The organism is Actinomadura sp. WMMA1423 (genome assembly GCF_006547145.1).
Classification (GTDB): domain Bacteria; phylum Actinomycetota; class Actinomycetes; order Streptosporangiales; family Streptosporangiaceae; genus Spirillospora.
This window is the reverse complement of the sequence record NZ_CP041244.1, coordinates 2,150,330-2,165,059: the sequence shown is the minus strand read 5'-3', so window position 1 is coordinate 2,165,059 and position 14,730 is coordinate 2,150,330. Positions and strand designations below refer to the sequence as shown.

Annotated in this window: 17 protein-coding genes; 10 read left to right on the top strand and 7 right to left on the bottom strand. The window is 71.9% G+C overall.

Annotation, left to right across the window (positions count from 1 at the left end; genetic code table 11):
* Nucleotides 1–13 precede the first annotated feature (13 nt).
* Both FKD65_RS10035 and FKD65_RS10030 read right to left on the bottom strand, forming a co-directional pair.
* Nucleotides 14–772, bottom strand: coding sequence for an adenosylcobinamide-GDP ribazoletransferase (locus FKD65_RS10035; RefSeq protein WP_141577193.1), 759 nt, complete (start codon nucleotides 770–772; stop codon nucleotides 14–16).
* Nucleotides 769–1,713 (bottom strand): bifunctional adenosylcobinamide kinase/adenosylcobinamide-phosphate guanylyltransferase, encoded by a 945-nt coding sequence (locus FKD65_RS10030; RefSeq protein WP_141577192.1) that lies wholly within the window; start codon nucleotides 1,711–1,713, stop codon nucleotides 769–771. The genes FKD65_RS10035 and FKD65_RS10030 overlap by 4 nt, the downstream gene beginning before the upstream one ends.
* A gap of 67 nt (nucleotides 1,714–1,780) precedes the next feature.
* Here FKD65_RS10030 and FKD65_RS44885 point away from each other — a divergent pair, with 67 nt between their 5' ends.
* Both FKD65_RS44885 and FKD65_RS10015 read left to right on the top strand, forming a co-directional pair.
* Nucleotides 1,781–2,674: a thioredoxin domain-containing protein gene (locus tag FKD65_RS44885; protein ID WP_205718619.1), complete on the top strand. Its 894-nt coding sequence runs from the start codon at nucleotides 1,781–1,783 to the stop codon at nucleotides 2,672–2,674.
* A 37-nt stretch (nucleotides 2,675–2,711) separates the two neighbouring features.
* Nucleotides 2,712–2,909, top strand: coding sequence for a hypothetical protein (locus FKD65_RS10015; RefSeq protein WP_141577190.1), 198 nt, complete (start codon nucleotides 2,712–2,714; stop codon nucleotides 2,907–2,909).
* Between the two features lie 67 nt (nucleotides 2,910–2,976).
* Here FKD65_RS10015 and FKD65_RS10010 read toward each other — a convergent pair whose 3' ends face one another.
* Nucleotides 2,977–3,978, bottom strand: a complete 1,002-nt coding sequence (locus tag FKD65_RS10010; protein WP_141577189.1) for an aldo/keto reductase family protein — start codon at nucleotides 3,976–3,978, stop codon at nucleotides 2,977–2,979.
* A 128-nt stretch (nucleotides 3,979–4,106) separates the two neighbouring features.
* A complete protein-coding gene (locus FKD65_RS10005; protein ID WP_240810061.1) occupies nucleotides 4,107–4,682 on the bottom strand; it encodes a DUF3043 domain-containing protein in 576 nt (191 codons plus the stop codon).
* A gap of 133 nt (nucleotides 4,683–4,815) precedes the next feature.
* Between FKD65_RS10005 and FKD65_RS10000 the strand changes: the two genes are divergently transcribed.
* From FKD65_RS10000 to FKD65_RS09985, 4 genes are all read left to right on the top strand, one after another.
* Nucleotides 4,816–5,622, top strand: a complete 807-nt coding sequence (locus tag FKD65_RS10000) for a PspA/IM30 family protein (protein WP_168220997.1) — start codon at nucleotides 4,816–4,818, stop codon at nucleotides 5,620–5,622.
* The gene (locus tag FKD65_RS09995; protein ID WP_141577187.1) at nucleotides 5,619–5,897 is read left to right on the top strand and encodes a hypothetical protein; all 279 of its coding nucleotides are present in this window, start codon (nucleotides 5,619–5,621) and stop codon (nucleotides 5,895–5,897) included. Before FKD65_RS10000 ends, FKD65_RS09995 begins: the two co-directional genes overlap by 4 nt.
* A gap of 138 nt (nucleotides 5,898–6,035) precedes the next feature.
* On the top strand, nucleotides 6,036–6,953 hold the full coding sequence (gene htpX, locus FKD65_RS09990; RefSeq protein WP_141577186.1) for a zinc metalloprotease HtpX: 918 nt from the start codon (nucleotides 6,036–6,038) through the stop codon (nucleotides 6,951–6,953).
* 3 nt (nucleotides 6,954–6,956) lie between these two features.
* A complete protein-coding gene (locus tag FKD65_RS09985; protein WP_141577185.1) occupies nucleotides 6,957–7,526 on the top strand; it encodes a hypothetical protein in 570 nt (189 codons plus the stop codon).
* A 27-nt stretch (nucleotides 7,527–7,553) separates the two neighbouring features.
* Here FKD65_RS09985 and nadA read toward each other — a convergent pair whose 3' ends face one another.
* The gene (gene nadA / locus FKD65_RS09980; protein WP_141577184.1) at nucleotides 7,554–8,708 is read right to left on the bottom strand and encodes a quinolinate synthase NadA; all 1,155 of its coding nucleotides are present in this window, start codon (nucleotides 8,706–8,708) and stop codon (nucleotides 7,554–7,556) included.
* A 235-nt stretch (nucleotides 8,709–8,943) separates the two neighbouring features.
* Between nadA and FKD65_RS09975 the strand changes: the two genes are divergently transcribed.
* The gene (locus tag FKD65_RS09975) at nucleotides 8,944–9,306 is read left to right on the top strand and encodes an iron-sulfur cluster assembly accessory protein (protein WP_141577183.1); all 363 of its coding nucleotides are present in this window, start codon (nucleotides 8,944–8,946) and stop codon (nucleotides 9,304–9,306) included.
* Between the two features lie 185 nt (nucleotides 9,307–9,491).
* Nucleotides 9,492–10,478: a carbohydrate kinase family protein gene (locus FKD65_RS09970; RefSeq protein WP_141586691.1), complete on the top strand. Its 987-nt coding sequence runs from the start codon at nucleotides 9,492–9,494 to the stop codon at nucleotides 10,476–10,478.
* Nucleotides 10,479–10,624: 146 nt separating this feature from the next.
* Here the strand turns inward: FKD65_RS09970 and FKD65_RS09965 are convergent, their stop codons facing one another.
* Both FKD65_RS09965 and FKD65_RS09960 read right to left on the bottom strand, forming a co-directional pair.
* Nucleotides 10,625–10,933 (bottom strand): sulfurtransferase TusA family protein, encoded by a 309-nt coding sequence (locus tag FKD65_RS09965; RefSeq protein ID WP_141577182.1) that lies wholly within the window; start codon nucleotides 10,931–10,933, stop codon nucleotides 10,625–10,627.
* On the bottom strand, nucleotides 10,930–12,108 hold the full coding sequence (locus tag FKD65_RS09960; protein WP_141577181.1) for a cysteine desulfurase family protein: 1,179 nt from the start codon (nucleotides 12,106–12,108) through the stop codon (nucleotides 10,930–10,932). Before FKD65_RS09960 ends, FKD65_RS09965 begins: the two co-directional genes overlap by 4 nt.
* A 163-nt stretch (nucleotides 12,109–12,271) precedes the next feature.
* Here FKD65_RS09960 and coxB point away from each other — a divergent pair, with 163 nt between their 5' ends.
* Together coxB and ctaD are read left to right on the top strand one after the other, a co-directional pair.
* Nucleotides 12,272–13,063 (top strand): cytochrome c oxidase subunit II, encoded by a 792-nt coding sequence (gene coxB, locus FKD65_RS09955; RefSeq protein WP_141577180.1) that lies wholly within the window; start codon nucleotides 12,272–12,274, stop codon nucleotides 13,061–13,063.
* A gap of 74 nt (nucleotides 13,064–13,137) precedes the next feature.
* On the top strand, nucleotides 13,138–14,727 hold the full coding sequence (ctaD, locus tag FKD65_RS09950; RefSeq protein ID WP_205718811.1) for a cytochrome c oxidase subunit I: 1,590 nt from the start codon (nucleotides 13,138–13,140) through the stop codon (nucleotides 14,725–14,727).
* Nucleotides 14,728–14,730 lie beyond the last annotated feature (3 nt).

Sequence of the window (14,730 nt, the reverse complement as noted above, 5' to 3'; positions counted from 1 at the left end):
GGCCGCCGCGCCCTCAGGGGAGCGCCGCGAGGGCGACCAGCGCGGCCGTCGCGGCGACCTCGACGAGGGCGCCGAGCACGTCGCCGGTCACCCCGCCGAGGCGGCGGACGGCGCGGCGGAGCGTCAGCAGGGCCGCGGCCAGCCCGGCGGCCACCGCCGCCGCGCCGTGCAGGGCGCCGCCGAGGCCGCCGGCGGCGGCGCCCGCGGCCGCGCAGGCGGCGAGGACGGCGGCCGTGACGGCGATCGCCGCGCGCGTCGGCACCGTGCCCGCCACCAGGGCGCCGAGCCCGCCGGGGCGCGCGGACGGCACGCCCCGGCGGCAGGCCCAGGCGAGCGTCAGCCGGCCGGCGGCCGCCGCGACCAGCGCGGCGGCCGCCGGGTGCGGCGCCGAGGCCAGGGCCGCCGCCTGGACCAGCAGGGCCAGCAGCAGGGTGACGACGCCGAACGGGCCGATGTCGGACCGCTTCATGACCGCCAGCGCCTCGGCGGCGGGGCGCCCGCTGCCGAGCCCGTCGGCGAGGTCGGCGAGTCCGTCCAGATGCAGGGCGCGGGTGGCGGCCGCCGTGGCGGCCACCGCGAGCGCCGCCGCGAGCAGCCGGGAGAGGCCGAGCGCGTCGCCGGCGAGCAGGACCAGCGCGGCCGCGCCGCCCGGGATCAGCCCGGCGGCGGGGGCGAGCAGCATCGCCCGGCGCGCGGCCTCCCGGTCGACGCGCCCGGCCGGCAGCGGGACGACGGTGAGCAGCGTGACCGCCAGCCGCAGGCCCGCGGTCATCCGAGCTCCATGACGCGGCCCGCGACGACCAGCGCGGCCTCCTCGGACTCGGCGGCGAGCCGCTGGTTGGCGAGGCCGAGCACGTCGCGGAAAGCGCGCCCGGACGCGGTCGTCGGCACCAGTGAGAGCCCGACCTCGTCGCTCACCGCGACGACCCGCGCCGCCGTGCCCCGCCAGGCCGCGACGAGCTCGTCCACCAGCGGCAGCACCCGCGACGGCTCCTCCCAGGCGTCCGTCTCCGCCATCGCGGCCGCGAGCCAGGTGCCGACGCCGTCCACTAGGACCGGGCCCGTCGCCGACGCGAGCACCTCCGCGAGGCCGGCCGTCTCCACCGTGCGCCACCACGCCGGGCGGCGGAGCCGGTGCGCGGCGACGCGCTCGGCCCATGCGGGGTCGTCGTCGCGCACCGGGCCGGTCGCGACGTAGAGGACGTCCGGGCACGCGGCCAGGCGCAGCTCCGCCTCGGCCGACTTGCCCGACCGGGCGCCGCCGAGCAGCAGCGTCCGGAACGGGCCGTGCTCCGGGCGCTTCCAGAAGGCCATGCACCGGTCCAGTTCGGACGGCGAGGGCAAGCGGTGGTCGACGTGGACGGCCACGATCCGGGTCCCGGGTGTCACGGCCCCGGTCCGGCGCAGGTACCCCAGGTGCTCCGGCGAGCCGGCCAGGTCCAGCAGTACGGCCTCGTACTCGGCGCCCGGGGGCGGCTCCGGCCTCGTCCCCGGGCCCGCCGCCACCAGCGCGCGCCCTCCGCCGGGCGCGAGGACCTCGTACCCGCCGGGCACGTCCGTGCGCGGCAGGTCCTCCAGCGCGACGCCGTCGACCACGGCGGCGAGCGGCCCGTGCCGGACGCCCGCCGCGCGCAGCCGGCCGCACGAGGCGCACCGGCACCCCGGCGCCGGCCAGCCCTGTGCGGCGGCGATGCCGCGAAGCTCGATGTTCATCCCGTCCGGAACTCTACGGTTACGCTCGGTTCGAAGGATCATGACGTCCCCCCTCTGGAGGAGTCCGGTGGGCAACCCCCCGAACGCGCCCTGGCCCCCGCAACCCGGCCGGGGCGGGCAGCAGCCGCCCTACGGTCCGCCCGGAGTCCCGCCGGGCGGACCCGCGCCGGGACCGCCTCCCGGGCCCGGCTGGCAGCCGGGGCCGTACCCGCCGCCCGGGACGCCGCCGCCCGGACGCCGGGGCGGCGGCGGTCTGGTGATCGCGCTGGTCGGCGCCGGGCTCGTCCTGCTGCTGGTCGCAGGCGGGGTGTTCGCCCTGGTCGTCCGGGACGGGGACGGCGGAGACGACGGCGGCGGGGCCCAGCCGCTGCGGGTCGGCAAGATCGCCGGCGGTGCGGAGGCCACGCCGCTCGCGGACGGGAGCCTCGTCATGGCCCGCCCGGGCGTCACGGCCCCGGTCGTCGACATCTACGAGGACTTCGCCTGCCCGCCGTGCGGCGCCTTCGACCGCATGCACGACCCGATGCTCAAGCGGCTGGCCGTCGAGGGCCGCGCCAAGGTCGTCTTCCATCCGATGCTGATCTTCACCGCGGGGCAGGAGCCGACCCACGGCAACTCGCTGCGGGCCGCGGCGGCCCTGCGATGCGTCACCGACGGCGCGCACTGGCTGTCCTACCAGGACGCCCTCTACGCCCACCAGCCCGCCTCCGAGAACACTACGGGCTACCGGATCGAGGAGCTGGTCTCCTACGCGGCGCCGCTCGGGCTGACGAGCGACGACTTCACGTCGTGCGTGCGGAGCCAGCGGTATGCGGAGAGCGTGAAGGTCGTCAGCGCAGGCTACGTGTCGTCGTCCAATGTGAGCGGCACGCCCACCGTGCGCGTCAACGGCCGGGGTCTGGGCTCGTCCGACACCGAATCCCCGGACGCGCTGCGCCGCGCCATAGAGGCGGCCTCCTGACCGGCTAGTCTCACCGCGACGAGGGAGGTCGAGGGCGATGGCGTGGAGCTGGCGGCTGGAGAAGGCCGACGGGCACATGATCGGCATGTCGGAGGAGACCTTCTCCACCCAGGCCGACGCGGAGAGCTGGCTGGGGGAGAACTGGCGGGGGCTGCGCGCGGACGAGGTCGACAAGGTCGCCCTGCTGGACGGCGACACCGTCGTGTACGGGATGAGCCTGCACGACCCCGAGTGACGGGCAGGGCTGAAGGGCCGGAGACGGCGAGGGCCGCGGAGCGTCGCGCTCCGCGGCCCTGCCGTGCTCAGGGGCGCCTGCGCGGGCTGACGGTCTTGGCCGGGTCGCGGATGACGCTCCCGCCGAGGATCTCGTCGATCCGCTTCATCACGTCGGCGTCGAGCTTCACCCCGGCCGCCTTCACGTTGTCGGCGACCTGCTCGGGCCGGGACGCGCCGACGATCGCCGCCGAGACGTTCGGGTTCTGCAGCGTCCAGGCGATCGCGAGCTGCGCCATCGACAGGCCGAGGTCGTCCGCGACCGGCCGCAGGTTCTGCACGCGGGTCAGCAGGTCGTCGTCCAGGTAGCGCTTGATCATGTCGGCGCCGCCCTTGTCGTCGGTGGCGCGCGACCCCTCCGGCAGGGGCTGCCCCGGCTTGTACTTGCCGGTCAGGACGCCCTGCGCGATCGGCGACCAGACGATCTGCCCGACGCCCTCGCGCTCGCAGAGCGGGACGACCTCCTCCTCGATGACCCGCCACAGCATCGAGTACTGCGGCTGGCTGGAGACGATCCGGTCGAACCCCATCTCGTCGGCGATCTTCAGGGCGCGCTCGATCTCCTCGGCCCGCCACTCCGAGACGCCGACGTAGAGGACCTTGCCCTGCCGGACGAGGTCGTCGAAGGCGCGCAGCGTCTCCTCGAGCGGGGTCTCGTAGTCGAACCGGTGCGCCTGGTAGAGGTCCACGTAGTCGGTCCCGAGGCGGCGCAGGGAGCCGTGGATCGACTCGAACACGTGCTTGCGCGAGAGCCCCCGGTCGTTCACGCCGGGACCCGTGGGCCAGTAGACCTTGGTGAAGATCTCCAGCCCCTCGCGGCGCTGCCCCTTCAGCGCGCGCCCGAGGACCTCCTCCGCGCGCGTCCCGGCGTAGACGTCGGCGGTGTCGAACGTGGTGACGCCCTCGTCGAGGGCCGCCCGCACGCACGCGCGCGCCGCGTCCTCCTCGACCTGCGAGCCGTGGGTGAGCCAGTTGCCGTACGCGATCTCGCTGATCTTCAGACCGCTCCGGCCCAGGTTTCGGAACTCCATGTTCCCGACCCTAGCCCCGGGGCGATCGTGCGGTGAGCGGAGAACGGCCACGCCCGGGGCGCGTCCGACCCCGGCCCCAAGGCCCTGACCTCAGGCCGGACCTCGGGACCGGCCCTCAGTCCCTGCCCTCAGACCTTGTCCTTCTCACCGACCCGCACCCGCGGGTTCGGGATCCGCAGCCGGCGGATCTGCATCGCGCGCATGGCGGCGTACATGCCGACCCCCTTGGGGTCCTCGTCGGGGTAGCGCTCGGCGGCCAGCCGCTTGATGCCGCGGCTCAGCATCAGGCCCTCGCCGAACACCACGACGAGCAGCAGCGGCGGCACGAACAGCACCAGCAGCTTGGCCGCCGGGATCGGCAGCATGCTCAGCAGCACCAGCGCGAACATGACGTACATCAGGTAGGAGCCGAACGTGCGGCGGGCGTCGACGTAGTCGCGCGCCAGCCGCCGGACGGGGCCCCTGTCCCGCTTGAGCAGGTGCTTCTCGTCGCCCTTGGCCATTCCCTGGCGGGCCCTGGCGCGGTCGGCGGCCTGCCGCTCCCGCACCTTGCGGTAGGCCTCCTTGCGGGTCGACGGCGCCGTGATCGGCTGGCGGCGCCGCTTCTCGGCCTCGCTCCGCTTGGGCGTGGGACGGCCCTTGCCGCCGGGCTTTACTACCTGAGGAGGATCCGGCGGGGCCTCCGGGGTACGACGCTTGAACACAGGGATCAGCCTACCGGCTGCGAACATCGTGGCTGCCTCGCGCGTTAACGCGTAGGGTGATAAGAACCCCAGCAGTGGTCATTGAGCCCAGTTCACGACTGAGGCGACAGCACGAAGGGACCGGCGCCGCGCGATGAGCGTGATGAAGCGAATGTCGATGATCTTCAAGTCCAAGGCGAACAGGGCCCTGGACCGGATGGAAGACCCTCGGGAGACCCTCGATTACTCCTACCAGCGCCAGCTGGAGATGCTGCAGAAGGTCCGTCGCGGGGTCGCCGACGTCGCCACCTCGCGCAAGCGTCTCGAGCTGCAGATCAACCAGCTCGAGCAGCAGCAGAGCAAGCTGACCGACCAGGGCAAGAAGGCGCTGCAGGTGGGCCGCGAGGACCTCGCCCGCGAGGCGCTGACCCGCCGCTCCGGCCTGGAGAGCCAGCTCAACGATCTGCGCGGGCAGTACCAGCAGCTCCAGGGCGAGGAGGAGAAGCTCACGCTCGCCTCCCAGCGGCTGCAGGCCAAGGTCGACTCCTTCCGCACCCGCAAGGAGACGATCAAGGCGACCTACACGGCCGCCGAGGCGCAGACCAAGATCAACGAGGCGTTCTCCGGCATCTCCGAGGAGATGGGCGACGTCGGCCTGGCGATCCAGCGCGCCGAGGAGAAGACCGACACGATGAAGGCCCGCGCCGGCGCGATCGACGAGCTGCTGGCCTCCGGCGCCCTGGAGGACTTCTCCGGGCCGAAGGACGACATCCAGGCCGAGCTCGACCGGATGGGCTCCGGTCCCGGCGTCGACATGGAGCTCGAGCGCCTCAAGGCCGAACTCGGCCAGGGCCCCGCGCCCAAGGAGCTGAACCAGGGCACGCCGACCGCGCAGCCGCACCAGCAGCAGGACACCCCCCAGCAGGCGCCGTGGCCGCAGAACCCCGGGGGTGCCCAGTGATCGTCCGCCTGATGGGCGAGGGCCAGCTGGACGTGGCCGAGGAGGAGCTGTCCTCCCTCAACACCCTCGACGCCGAGCTGGAGGCGGCGATCGAGTCGGGTGACGAGACCGCGTTCCGTGCCGCGCTGCACGCCCTGCTGGACAACGTCCGCAAGGTGGGCAGGCCGCTGCCGCCGGACAGCCTGGAGCCGTCCGAGCTGATCCTGCCCCCGGCCGACGCGCACATCGACGAGGTGCGCTCCATGCTGGGGGACGAGGGCCTCATCCCGGACTGACCCGGCCGCGGCCGCGGGCCGTCCCCTCCCGGGCCGACCTGCGCGCGAACGGGAGGCGGTGTTATGGACATCCGGGCACAAAACCCGCGCCCTGGGCGTTCATACAAGTGAATAGGAGCAAGGACTGGGGGTGGCCGCATGGCCAGGACGCGCTACGCCTCCGACCGGGGGCTGACATCGCGGATGCTCGTGACGATGTTCCTGCTGGGGCTGGTGTACGTCGTCTTCGTGGGGGCTTTTTTCGTTTTCGTACCGCAATGGGCCGTAGTCGCGCTGGTCTTCGCGGTGCTGTTCCTTCTCGCCCAGTACTTCTTCTCCGACCGGATGACGCTGTTCGCCATGCACGGCCGGGTCGTCTCCCCGGAGGAGGCGCCCGAGCTGCACGGCGTCATCGACCGCATCTGCGCGATGTCGGACGCCCCGAAGCCGCGGGTCGCGATCGCCGACACCGACGTGCCGAACGCGTTCGCCACCGGCCGCAACCAGAAGAAGGCCGTCGTCTGCGTGACGACCGGCCTGCTGCGCCGGCTCGACCCGGTCGAGCTGGAGGGCGTGCTCGCGCACGAGATGGCGCACGTGGCGCACAAGGACGTCGCGGTCATGACGATCGCCTCGTTCCTCGGCATCCTCGCCGGCCTCATCACGCGGTTCGGGCTCCAGTGGGGTCTGTGGGGCGGGTTCGGGCGCCGCAGCAACGACCAGAACACCGGGCTGATCCTGCTCGCGGTCGTGGCGGCCAGCGCGCTCGCCTACGCGGTCAGCTTCCTGCTCACCCGGGCCCTGTCGCGCTACCGGGAGCTGTCGGCCGACCGCGCCGCCGCGCTGCTGACCGGCCGCCCCTCGGCCCTGGCCAGCGCGCTGACGAAGGTCAGCGGCGAGATCGCGCGGATCCCGACCAACGACCTGCGGTCCTCGCAGGCGTTCAACGCGTTCTTCTTCACCCCGGCCCTCGGCAGGGGCTTCAGCGTGTCCTCGCTGTTCTCCACCCACCCCTCCCTGGACCGGCGGCTCGCGCAGCTGTCGAAGATCTCCGAGCAGCTCAGCAGGGGAGTGTGATCCGTGGGGTTCCTGGACACCCTGCTCGGCCGGTCCAAGCCGGCCAAGCCCGACCTCGACCAGATCTTCGGGCTGTCGACCGCGGCCGTCACCCTGGAGGCGGCGACGGGGTTCACCCCGACCGGGCTCGGCTCGGTGTGCTTCCGCGCGGCCGAGGGCGGCGCGTTCGCGCGGCTCCAGTCGGACGTCCAGGAGCTGCTGGACGCCGACGAGGGCCCCAAGGTCCAGATCAGCACCGACGGCTACGGCTACACCTGGCTGCTCGCCGAGCACCGGCCCGAGGAGCTGCCCGACCTCGTCACCGACCTGCACGCGGTGAACGCCACGCTCGAGGGCGGCGGTTTCGGCCCGCACCTGCTGTGCTCCCTCGCCGGCTTCAAGGGGCCGGACGGGCAGCGCCTCGCGCTCGTCTACCTCTACAAGCGCGGCACCTTCTACCCGTTCGCGCCGCTCCCCGGAGACAAGCGCGACAACGCGCTGGAACTCCAGGTGCGCGGCGCGATCGGCGCCGACCTGCGGTTCGAGCAGGACCTCGGCCGCTGGTTCCCCGTCTGGGGCGCCCCCGGCCTGTAGTCCCTCCCGGCCTCCGCCCGCGCCCGGTCAGGGCAGGGCGAGCATCTGGTCGAGGGCGATGCGGGCGTAGTGCGCGGTCTCCTCGTCCACCTCGATGACGTTCTCGACCCTCCCGGCCGCCAGCGACTCCAGCGACAGCACCAGGTGCGGCAGGTCGATCCGGTTCATCGTCGAGCAGTAGCAGACGGTCTTGTCGAGGAACATGACGTTCTTGTCCGGATGGGCGTTCGCGAGCCGCCGCACGAGGTTCAGCTCCGTCCCGACGGCCCAGGACGATCCGGGCTCGGCGGCCTCGATCGCCTTGATGATGTACTCGGTCGAGCCGATCCGGTCGGCGGCCGTGACGACCTCGTGCCTGCACTCGGGGTGCACGATGACGTTCACCCCGGGCACCCGCGCGCGGACGTCGTCCACCGACTCCTTGCTGAACCGCCCGTGCACCGAGCAGTGGCCGCGCCACAGGATCATCTTGGCGTCCCGCACCTGCCGGTGCGTGAGGCCGCCCTCGCGGCGGTGCGGGCTGTAGACGACGCAGTCGTCCAGCGAGAAGCCCATCTCCAGGACGGCGGTGTTGCGGCCGAGGTGCTGGTCGGGCAGGAAGAGGACCTTCTTGCCCTTGGCGTAGGCCCAGTCGAGGGCGCGCCTGGCGTTGGACGAGGTGCACACCACTCCGCCGTGCCGCCCGACGAACCCCTTGATGTCGGCCGAGGAGTTCATGTAGGTGACGGGGACGACGTCGTCGGCCACCCCCGCGTCCTCCAGGACCTCCCAGCACTCCTCGACCTGGTCGAAGGTCGCCATGTCGGCCATCGAGCAGCCCGCGCCGAGGTCGGGCAGGATCACCCGCTGGTGGGCGGCGGTGAGGATGTCGGCCGACTCGGCCATGAAGTGGACGCCGCAGAAGACGACGTAGGGCGCCTCGGGACGGGCGGCGGCCCGCTGGGCCAGCTTGAACGAGTCGCCGGTGACGTCCGCGAACTGGATGACCTCGTCGCGCTGGTAGTGGTGGCCGAGCACGAACACCCGGTCGCCGAGCGACTCCTTGGCGGCGCGGGCCCGCTCGACCAGGGCGGGGTCGGACGCCGGCGGCAGGTCGCCGGGGCAGTCCACGCCGCGTTCGCTCGCGGGGTCGGCGCCGCTGCCGAGCAGCAGCAGCGGAAGGTCGCGCACTGGGGTGGTCACGGCGGTCTCCCTTCGCGACGGGACTTATCGTCGCTTTGACGACTAATGATGGCACATCCCCGGGATGCCGGCGGTGTGACGTAGACCGCACCCGCCCTTGGCGTTAAACATCGCCGAGAAGCGGAATGGCCATGTAGCGAGGTACGTTGTCCTACGGGAAGAGGCGTGAGACGTCTTCGAGGACAAGCGACAGTCCGCCGCGACCGCGGCGCAGCGAGACCCGGGAGCTGAACACATGACGGTTTCAGGCGAGACCACGCAGGAGACCACGCAGCAGGGCGTCATCCTCACCGACGCCGCCGCCGAGAAGGCCAAGGGCCTGCTCGAGCAGGAGGGCCGCGACGACCTTGCGCTGCGTGTCGCCGTGCAGCCGGGCGGCTGCTCAGGTCTGATCTACCAGCTCTTCTTCGACGAGCGGGAGATGGACGGCGACCAGATCCAGGACTTCGGCGGCCTTTCGGTGCGCGTCGACCGGATGAGCGCGCCCTACCTGACGGGCGCCACCATCGACTTCGTCGACTCGATCGAGAAGCAGGGCTTCACGATCGACAACCCGAACGCGTCGGGTTCCTGCGCCTGCGGCGACTCCTTCAACTGACGCGCCCACCGGGCGTGCGCGAGGGGCGGCCGGGCCGATGGTCCGGGCCGCCCCTTTCGGCTGCCCTCGGCCGAGGACGCGGCGAAGTGTCGCAGGGCGGCCGTCTGTGGTGCGATGGTGAGTAGCCTGACGGGTTCGAACAGCCGGTGAAACAGCCGGACGACCACGACGAGGAGAGCGACGCCGTGCGCATCGCCGTGACCGGTTCCATTGCGACCGACCATCTGATGTCCTTCCCCGGGAGGTTCACCGACCAGCTCCTGCCCGACCAGCTCGACCGGGTGTCGCTGTCCTTCCTGGTGGACGAGCTGGACATCCGCCGCGGCGGCATCGCCGCCAACATCTGCTTCGGCATGGGCAGCCTCGGCAAGGAGTCCATCCTCGTCGGCTCCGTCGGCGACGACTTCGCCGACTACCGCTCCTGGCTCGAACGGCACGCGGTCGACACCGCCTCGGTGCACGTGTCCGAGATCCACCACACGGCGCGCTTCCTGTGCACCACCGACCAGGACCAGAACCAGATCGCCAGCTTCTACGCCGGCGCGATGAGCGAGGCCCGCTCCATCGAGCTCGGGCCCGTCGCCGACCGGGTCGGCGGCCTCGAACTGGTCGTCATCAGCCCGAACGACCCCGAGGCGATGCTCCGGCACACCGACGAGTGCCGCGGCCGCGGCATCCCGTTCGCCGCCGACCCGTCCCAGCAGCTCGCCCGGATGGGGGGCCCGGAGGTCCGCCGCCTCATCGACGGCGCCGCCTACCTGTTCAGCAACGAGTACGAGAAGGCGCTCGCCGAGGAGAAGACGGGCTGGTCGGGCGAGGAGATCCTGTCCCGGGTCGACGTCCGCGTCACGACCCTCGGCGCCAAGGGCGTCGTCATCGACCGGGAGGGCGAGGAGGGCGTGCACGTCCCGTGCGTCCCGGTCGACTCGGTCGTCGACCCGACCGGCGTCGGCGACGCCTTCCGCGCCGGGTTCCTGTCGGCGACCGCCTGGGGCCTGCCGCTCGAGCGCGCCGCCCAGGTCGGCAACGCCATCGCCGCGCACGCCCTCGAGGCCGCCGGCCCGCAGGAGTACACCCTCGGCCGCCGGGCGTTCCTCGACCGCTTCGCGGCCGCCTACGGCGCCGACGCCGCGGCCGACATCGAGCCCCACGTCGTCTGCCCGACCCCGTGACCCACGCGTAGCGGCCCCGTGACCGGGGCGTGCGCAGAGGGCCGCGCCGGAAGGCGCGGCCCTCTGCGTTTCTTCGGGCTTCGGTGCCCCCGCCTTCGCGGGGCCTAGGACCTGTCGAGAAGTGGGCCGGGAGTGTGGAACACGCCTTAGTAGGTGCGGCGGATGTGGAAGCCCCAGCCGCCCTGCTGGAGCGTCTCCTCGCGGACGAAGTCCTGGGACTTCATGCGGCACCAGGCGGGGACGTCGGTGCGGGCGGCGGCGTCGTCGGCGAGGACCGCGACGACCTGGCCGACCGGGACCTCCCGGATCCGCTCGGCCAGCATGATGATCGGGATGGGGCACTTGCGGCCCAGCGCGTCGATGACGAGCACGGGCGGCGGGCCCTCGGGCTCCGCGGGGGGCGGCGCCGGGGCGCCGGTCGGGGGGCCGGTCTTGGTGCGGCCTCGGAACCTCATGGGCGCGACCGCCTCCCTGTCTCGAGAGTGTTCATCGTCGCCTGGCGGAGGCGGGCGACGGCATCGGGAAGCACCGTGAGGAAGCGGTCGACGTCCTCCGAACCGACGCCTCGCGGCAGCGATACCCGCACGTTCCCATGCGTAATCACTCCCATCGCCTCCAGCACATGGCTTGGACGCAGCGTATCCGCCGTGCACGAGCTGCCGGAGGAAACCGCGAAACCCAGCCGGTCCAGTTCGGTCAGCAGCGCCTCGCCCTCCACGTACAGGCACGAGAACGTGACCAGGTGCGGGAGGCGCCGGACCGGGTCGCCGACCACCTCGACGTCGGGGACGCTCCGCCGTACCTCCGTCCGGATGCGGTCCACCAGGGCGGAGACGCGCGGCGCGTCCGCCGCCATGTCGGCGCGGTAGGCCACCAGCGCGGCCGCGGCCGCCGCGATGGCCGGGACGTTCTCGAACCCGGGGACGCGGCGCCCCTCGCGCTCGTCGCCCGGCAGCGGCGAGCGCCACCGGGTGCCCTTGCGGACGGCGAGCACGCCCACGCCGGCGGGGCCGCCCCACTTGTGGGCGCTGCCGGCCAGCAGCGACCACCCGCCGGGGACGTCGGCCCGGCCGAGGGACTGCGCGGCGTCGACGAACAGGGGCACGCCCGCGGCGCGGCAGGCCTCGGCGGCCTCGGCGACGGGCTGGAGGGTGCCGACCTCGTGGTTGGCCGACTGCAGGCAGGCCAGCGCGGTGTCCGGGCGCAGGGCGGCGGCGAACTCCGCCGCGTCGACGCGGCCGGTCCGGTCGACGCCGACGAGGGTGACCTCGCCGCCGTCGCGCTCGTGCAGCTCGGCGGCGTGCAGGACGCTGGAGTGCTCGACGGCGCCCGCCACCATGTGCCGCCCGGCGCGCCGGCGCGCCTGGAGCCCCCCGAGGACCGCCAGGTGCACCGCCTGGGTGCCCGAGGAGGTGAAGAACACCTCGTCGGACCGGGCGCCCAGGACGCCGGCGACACGCGCGCGGGCGCGGTCGAGCAGCAGCCGGGCGCCGCGGGCCGTCCCGTACAGCCGGGCGGGATCGGCCCACGCCTCGTCCAGCGCCTCGAGCAGGGCGGCGCGCGCCGCCGGGTGCGGCGGCTCGGTGGACGCGGCGTCGAAGTACCCGCCCGCGGTGCTCGGTCGTGCCACGTGAGAACACTAACCGGGCACCCGATCGGGGGTTCGCGCGACCCTCGCGCTAGGGTGTCCACCACACGTGTAAACACCGATCTCTCCGCCCGGCCGACCGGGCTTTCATCCGTGGGGAAGGCATTCCGTGAGTCCGACCCGCTCTAGGGAGCGGCGTACGCCTGTGCGCAGTCGCCGCGCATTGAAAAGCGCCGGCGCGCTAGGGCTGCTGGCGCTCTCCGCGACCGCGTGCAGCGGCAGCCGCCTGGGCATGCCCGAGCCGATCAGCGTCCAGGGCGAGCGCATGCTGAAGCTCTGGCAGGGCTCCTGGATCGCGGCGTTCGCGGTCGGGGCCGTGGTCTGGGGCCTGATCATCTGGGCGGTGCTGTTCCACCGCAAGCGCTCCGACGACCTGCCGCCGCAGGTCCGCTACAACATGCCGATCGAGATCCTCTACACGGCGGTCCCGTTCGTCATCATCGCGGTCCTGTTCTACTTCACCGCCAGGGACGAGAACTTCGTCGAGAAGACCACCAAGGATCCCGCGGTGGTCGTCGACGTGACCGGGTTCCAGTGGAGCTGGCAGTTCGACTACAAGGAGAAGGACACCGCGGGCAAGGAGAAGACGGTCGCCTCCGTCGTCGGCCAGCCCGTCGCCCCGAACGGGCCCGCCGCCGCCAAGCCGGTGATGACGATCCCCTCGGGCCAGACGGTGCGGGTCCGGCTGCACGCCAACGACGTCATCCACTCGTTCTGGGTGCCGGCACTGATCTACAAGAAGGACGTCATGCCGGGCTACACCAACGAGTTCGAGTTCACGGCGAACAAGCTCGGCACCTATGAGGGCCGCTGCGCCGAGCTCTGCGGCGTCGACCACAGCCGGATGCTGTTCCAGCTGAAGGTCGTGACCCCCGAGCAGTACCAGAAGTTCATCGCCGATTCGAAGCAAGCACTGGCCGCGGGAGGTGCCAAGTGACCGCGACGAGTCACGCACCGAGCGCGCCGATCGCCGCGCCGCGGACGAGCAAGGGGCGCATCATCGCCTCCTGGATGTCGTCCACCGACCACAAGGTGATCGGCTACCTCTACCTCATCACCTCGTTCGTGATGTTCCTGTTCGGCGGCGTGCTCGCGCTGCTGATCCGCATGGAGCTGTTCGAGCCGGGCCTGCAGTTCGTCAGCAACGAGCAGTACAACCAGCTGTTCACCATGCACGGCACGATCATGCTGCTGATGTTCGCGACGCCGCTGTTCGCGGGCTTCACCAACGTCATCATGCCGCTGCAGATCGGGGCGCCCGACGTGGCGTTCCCCCGGCTGAACATGCTGGCGTACTGGCTGTTCCTGTTCGGCAGCCTGATCGTCATCGCGGGCTTCCTGACCCCGGGCGGCGCGGCCAGCTTCGGCTGGTTCGCCTACGCGCCGCTGTCGGACGCGGTCCGCTCGCCGGGCGTCGGCGGCGACATGTGGGTGATGGGCCTGGCGATGTCGGGCTTCGGCACCATCATGGGCGCGGTCAACTTCATCACGACGATCCTGTGCATGCGGGCGCCGGGCATGACCATGTTCCGGATGCCGATCTTCACCTGGAACGCGCTGCTGACCTCCATCCTCGTCCTGCTGGCGTTCCCGGTCCTCGCCGCCGCGCTGCTGGCGCTGGAGGCCGACCGCAAGCTCGGCGCGCACATCTTCGACGCCGCGCACGGCGGCGCGCTGCTGTGGCAGCACCTGTTCTGGTTCTTCGGGCACCCGGAGGTCTACATCATCGCCTTGCCGTTCTTCGGCATCGTGACCGAGATCCTCCCGGTGTTCAGCCGCAAGCCCGTCTTCGGCTACATCGGCCTGGTCTTCGCGACCATCACCATCGCCGGCCTGTCGATCACCGTGTGGGCGCACCACATGTTCGTCACCGGCCAGGTGCTGCTGCCGTTCTTCTCCTTCATGACGTTCCTCATCGCCGTTCCCACGGGGGTGAAGTTCTTCAACTGGGTGGGGACCATCTGGCGAGGGCAGTTGACGTTCGAGTCGCCGATGCTGTGGTCGCTGGGCTTCCTCGTGACGTTCCTGTTCGGCGGGCTCACCGGCGTCATCCTGGCGTCGCCGCCGATGGACTTCCAGCTCTCGGACTCCTACTTCGTCGTGGCGCACTTCCACTACGTCGTTTTCGGCACCGTGGTGTTCGCGATGTTCGCGGGCTTCTACTTCTGGTGGCCGAAGTTCACCGGCAAGATGCTGAACGACACGCTCGGCAAGATCCACTTCTGGCTGCTGTTCATCGGCTTCCACGGCACGTTCCTGCTCCAGCACTGGCTGGGCGCCGCGGGCATGCCGCGCCGGTACGCGGACTACCCGAGCGAGTTCCACGGGCTGAACGAGATCTCCAGCATCTTCTCGTTCGTGCTCGGCGCGTCGATGCTGCCGTTCTTCTACAACCTCTACATCACGTGGAAGCGGGGCAAGCGCGTCGAGGTCGACGACCCGTGGGGCTACTCCAACTCCCTGGAGTGGGCGACCTCCTGCCCGCCGCCGCGGCACAACTTCAACTCGATCCCGAAGATCCGTTCCGAGCGGCCGGCGTTCGACCTGCACCACCCGCACGTGGGTGCCAAGGGCGAGCTGGCCGGGACGAAGGGGGAGTAGCCG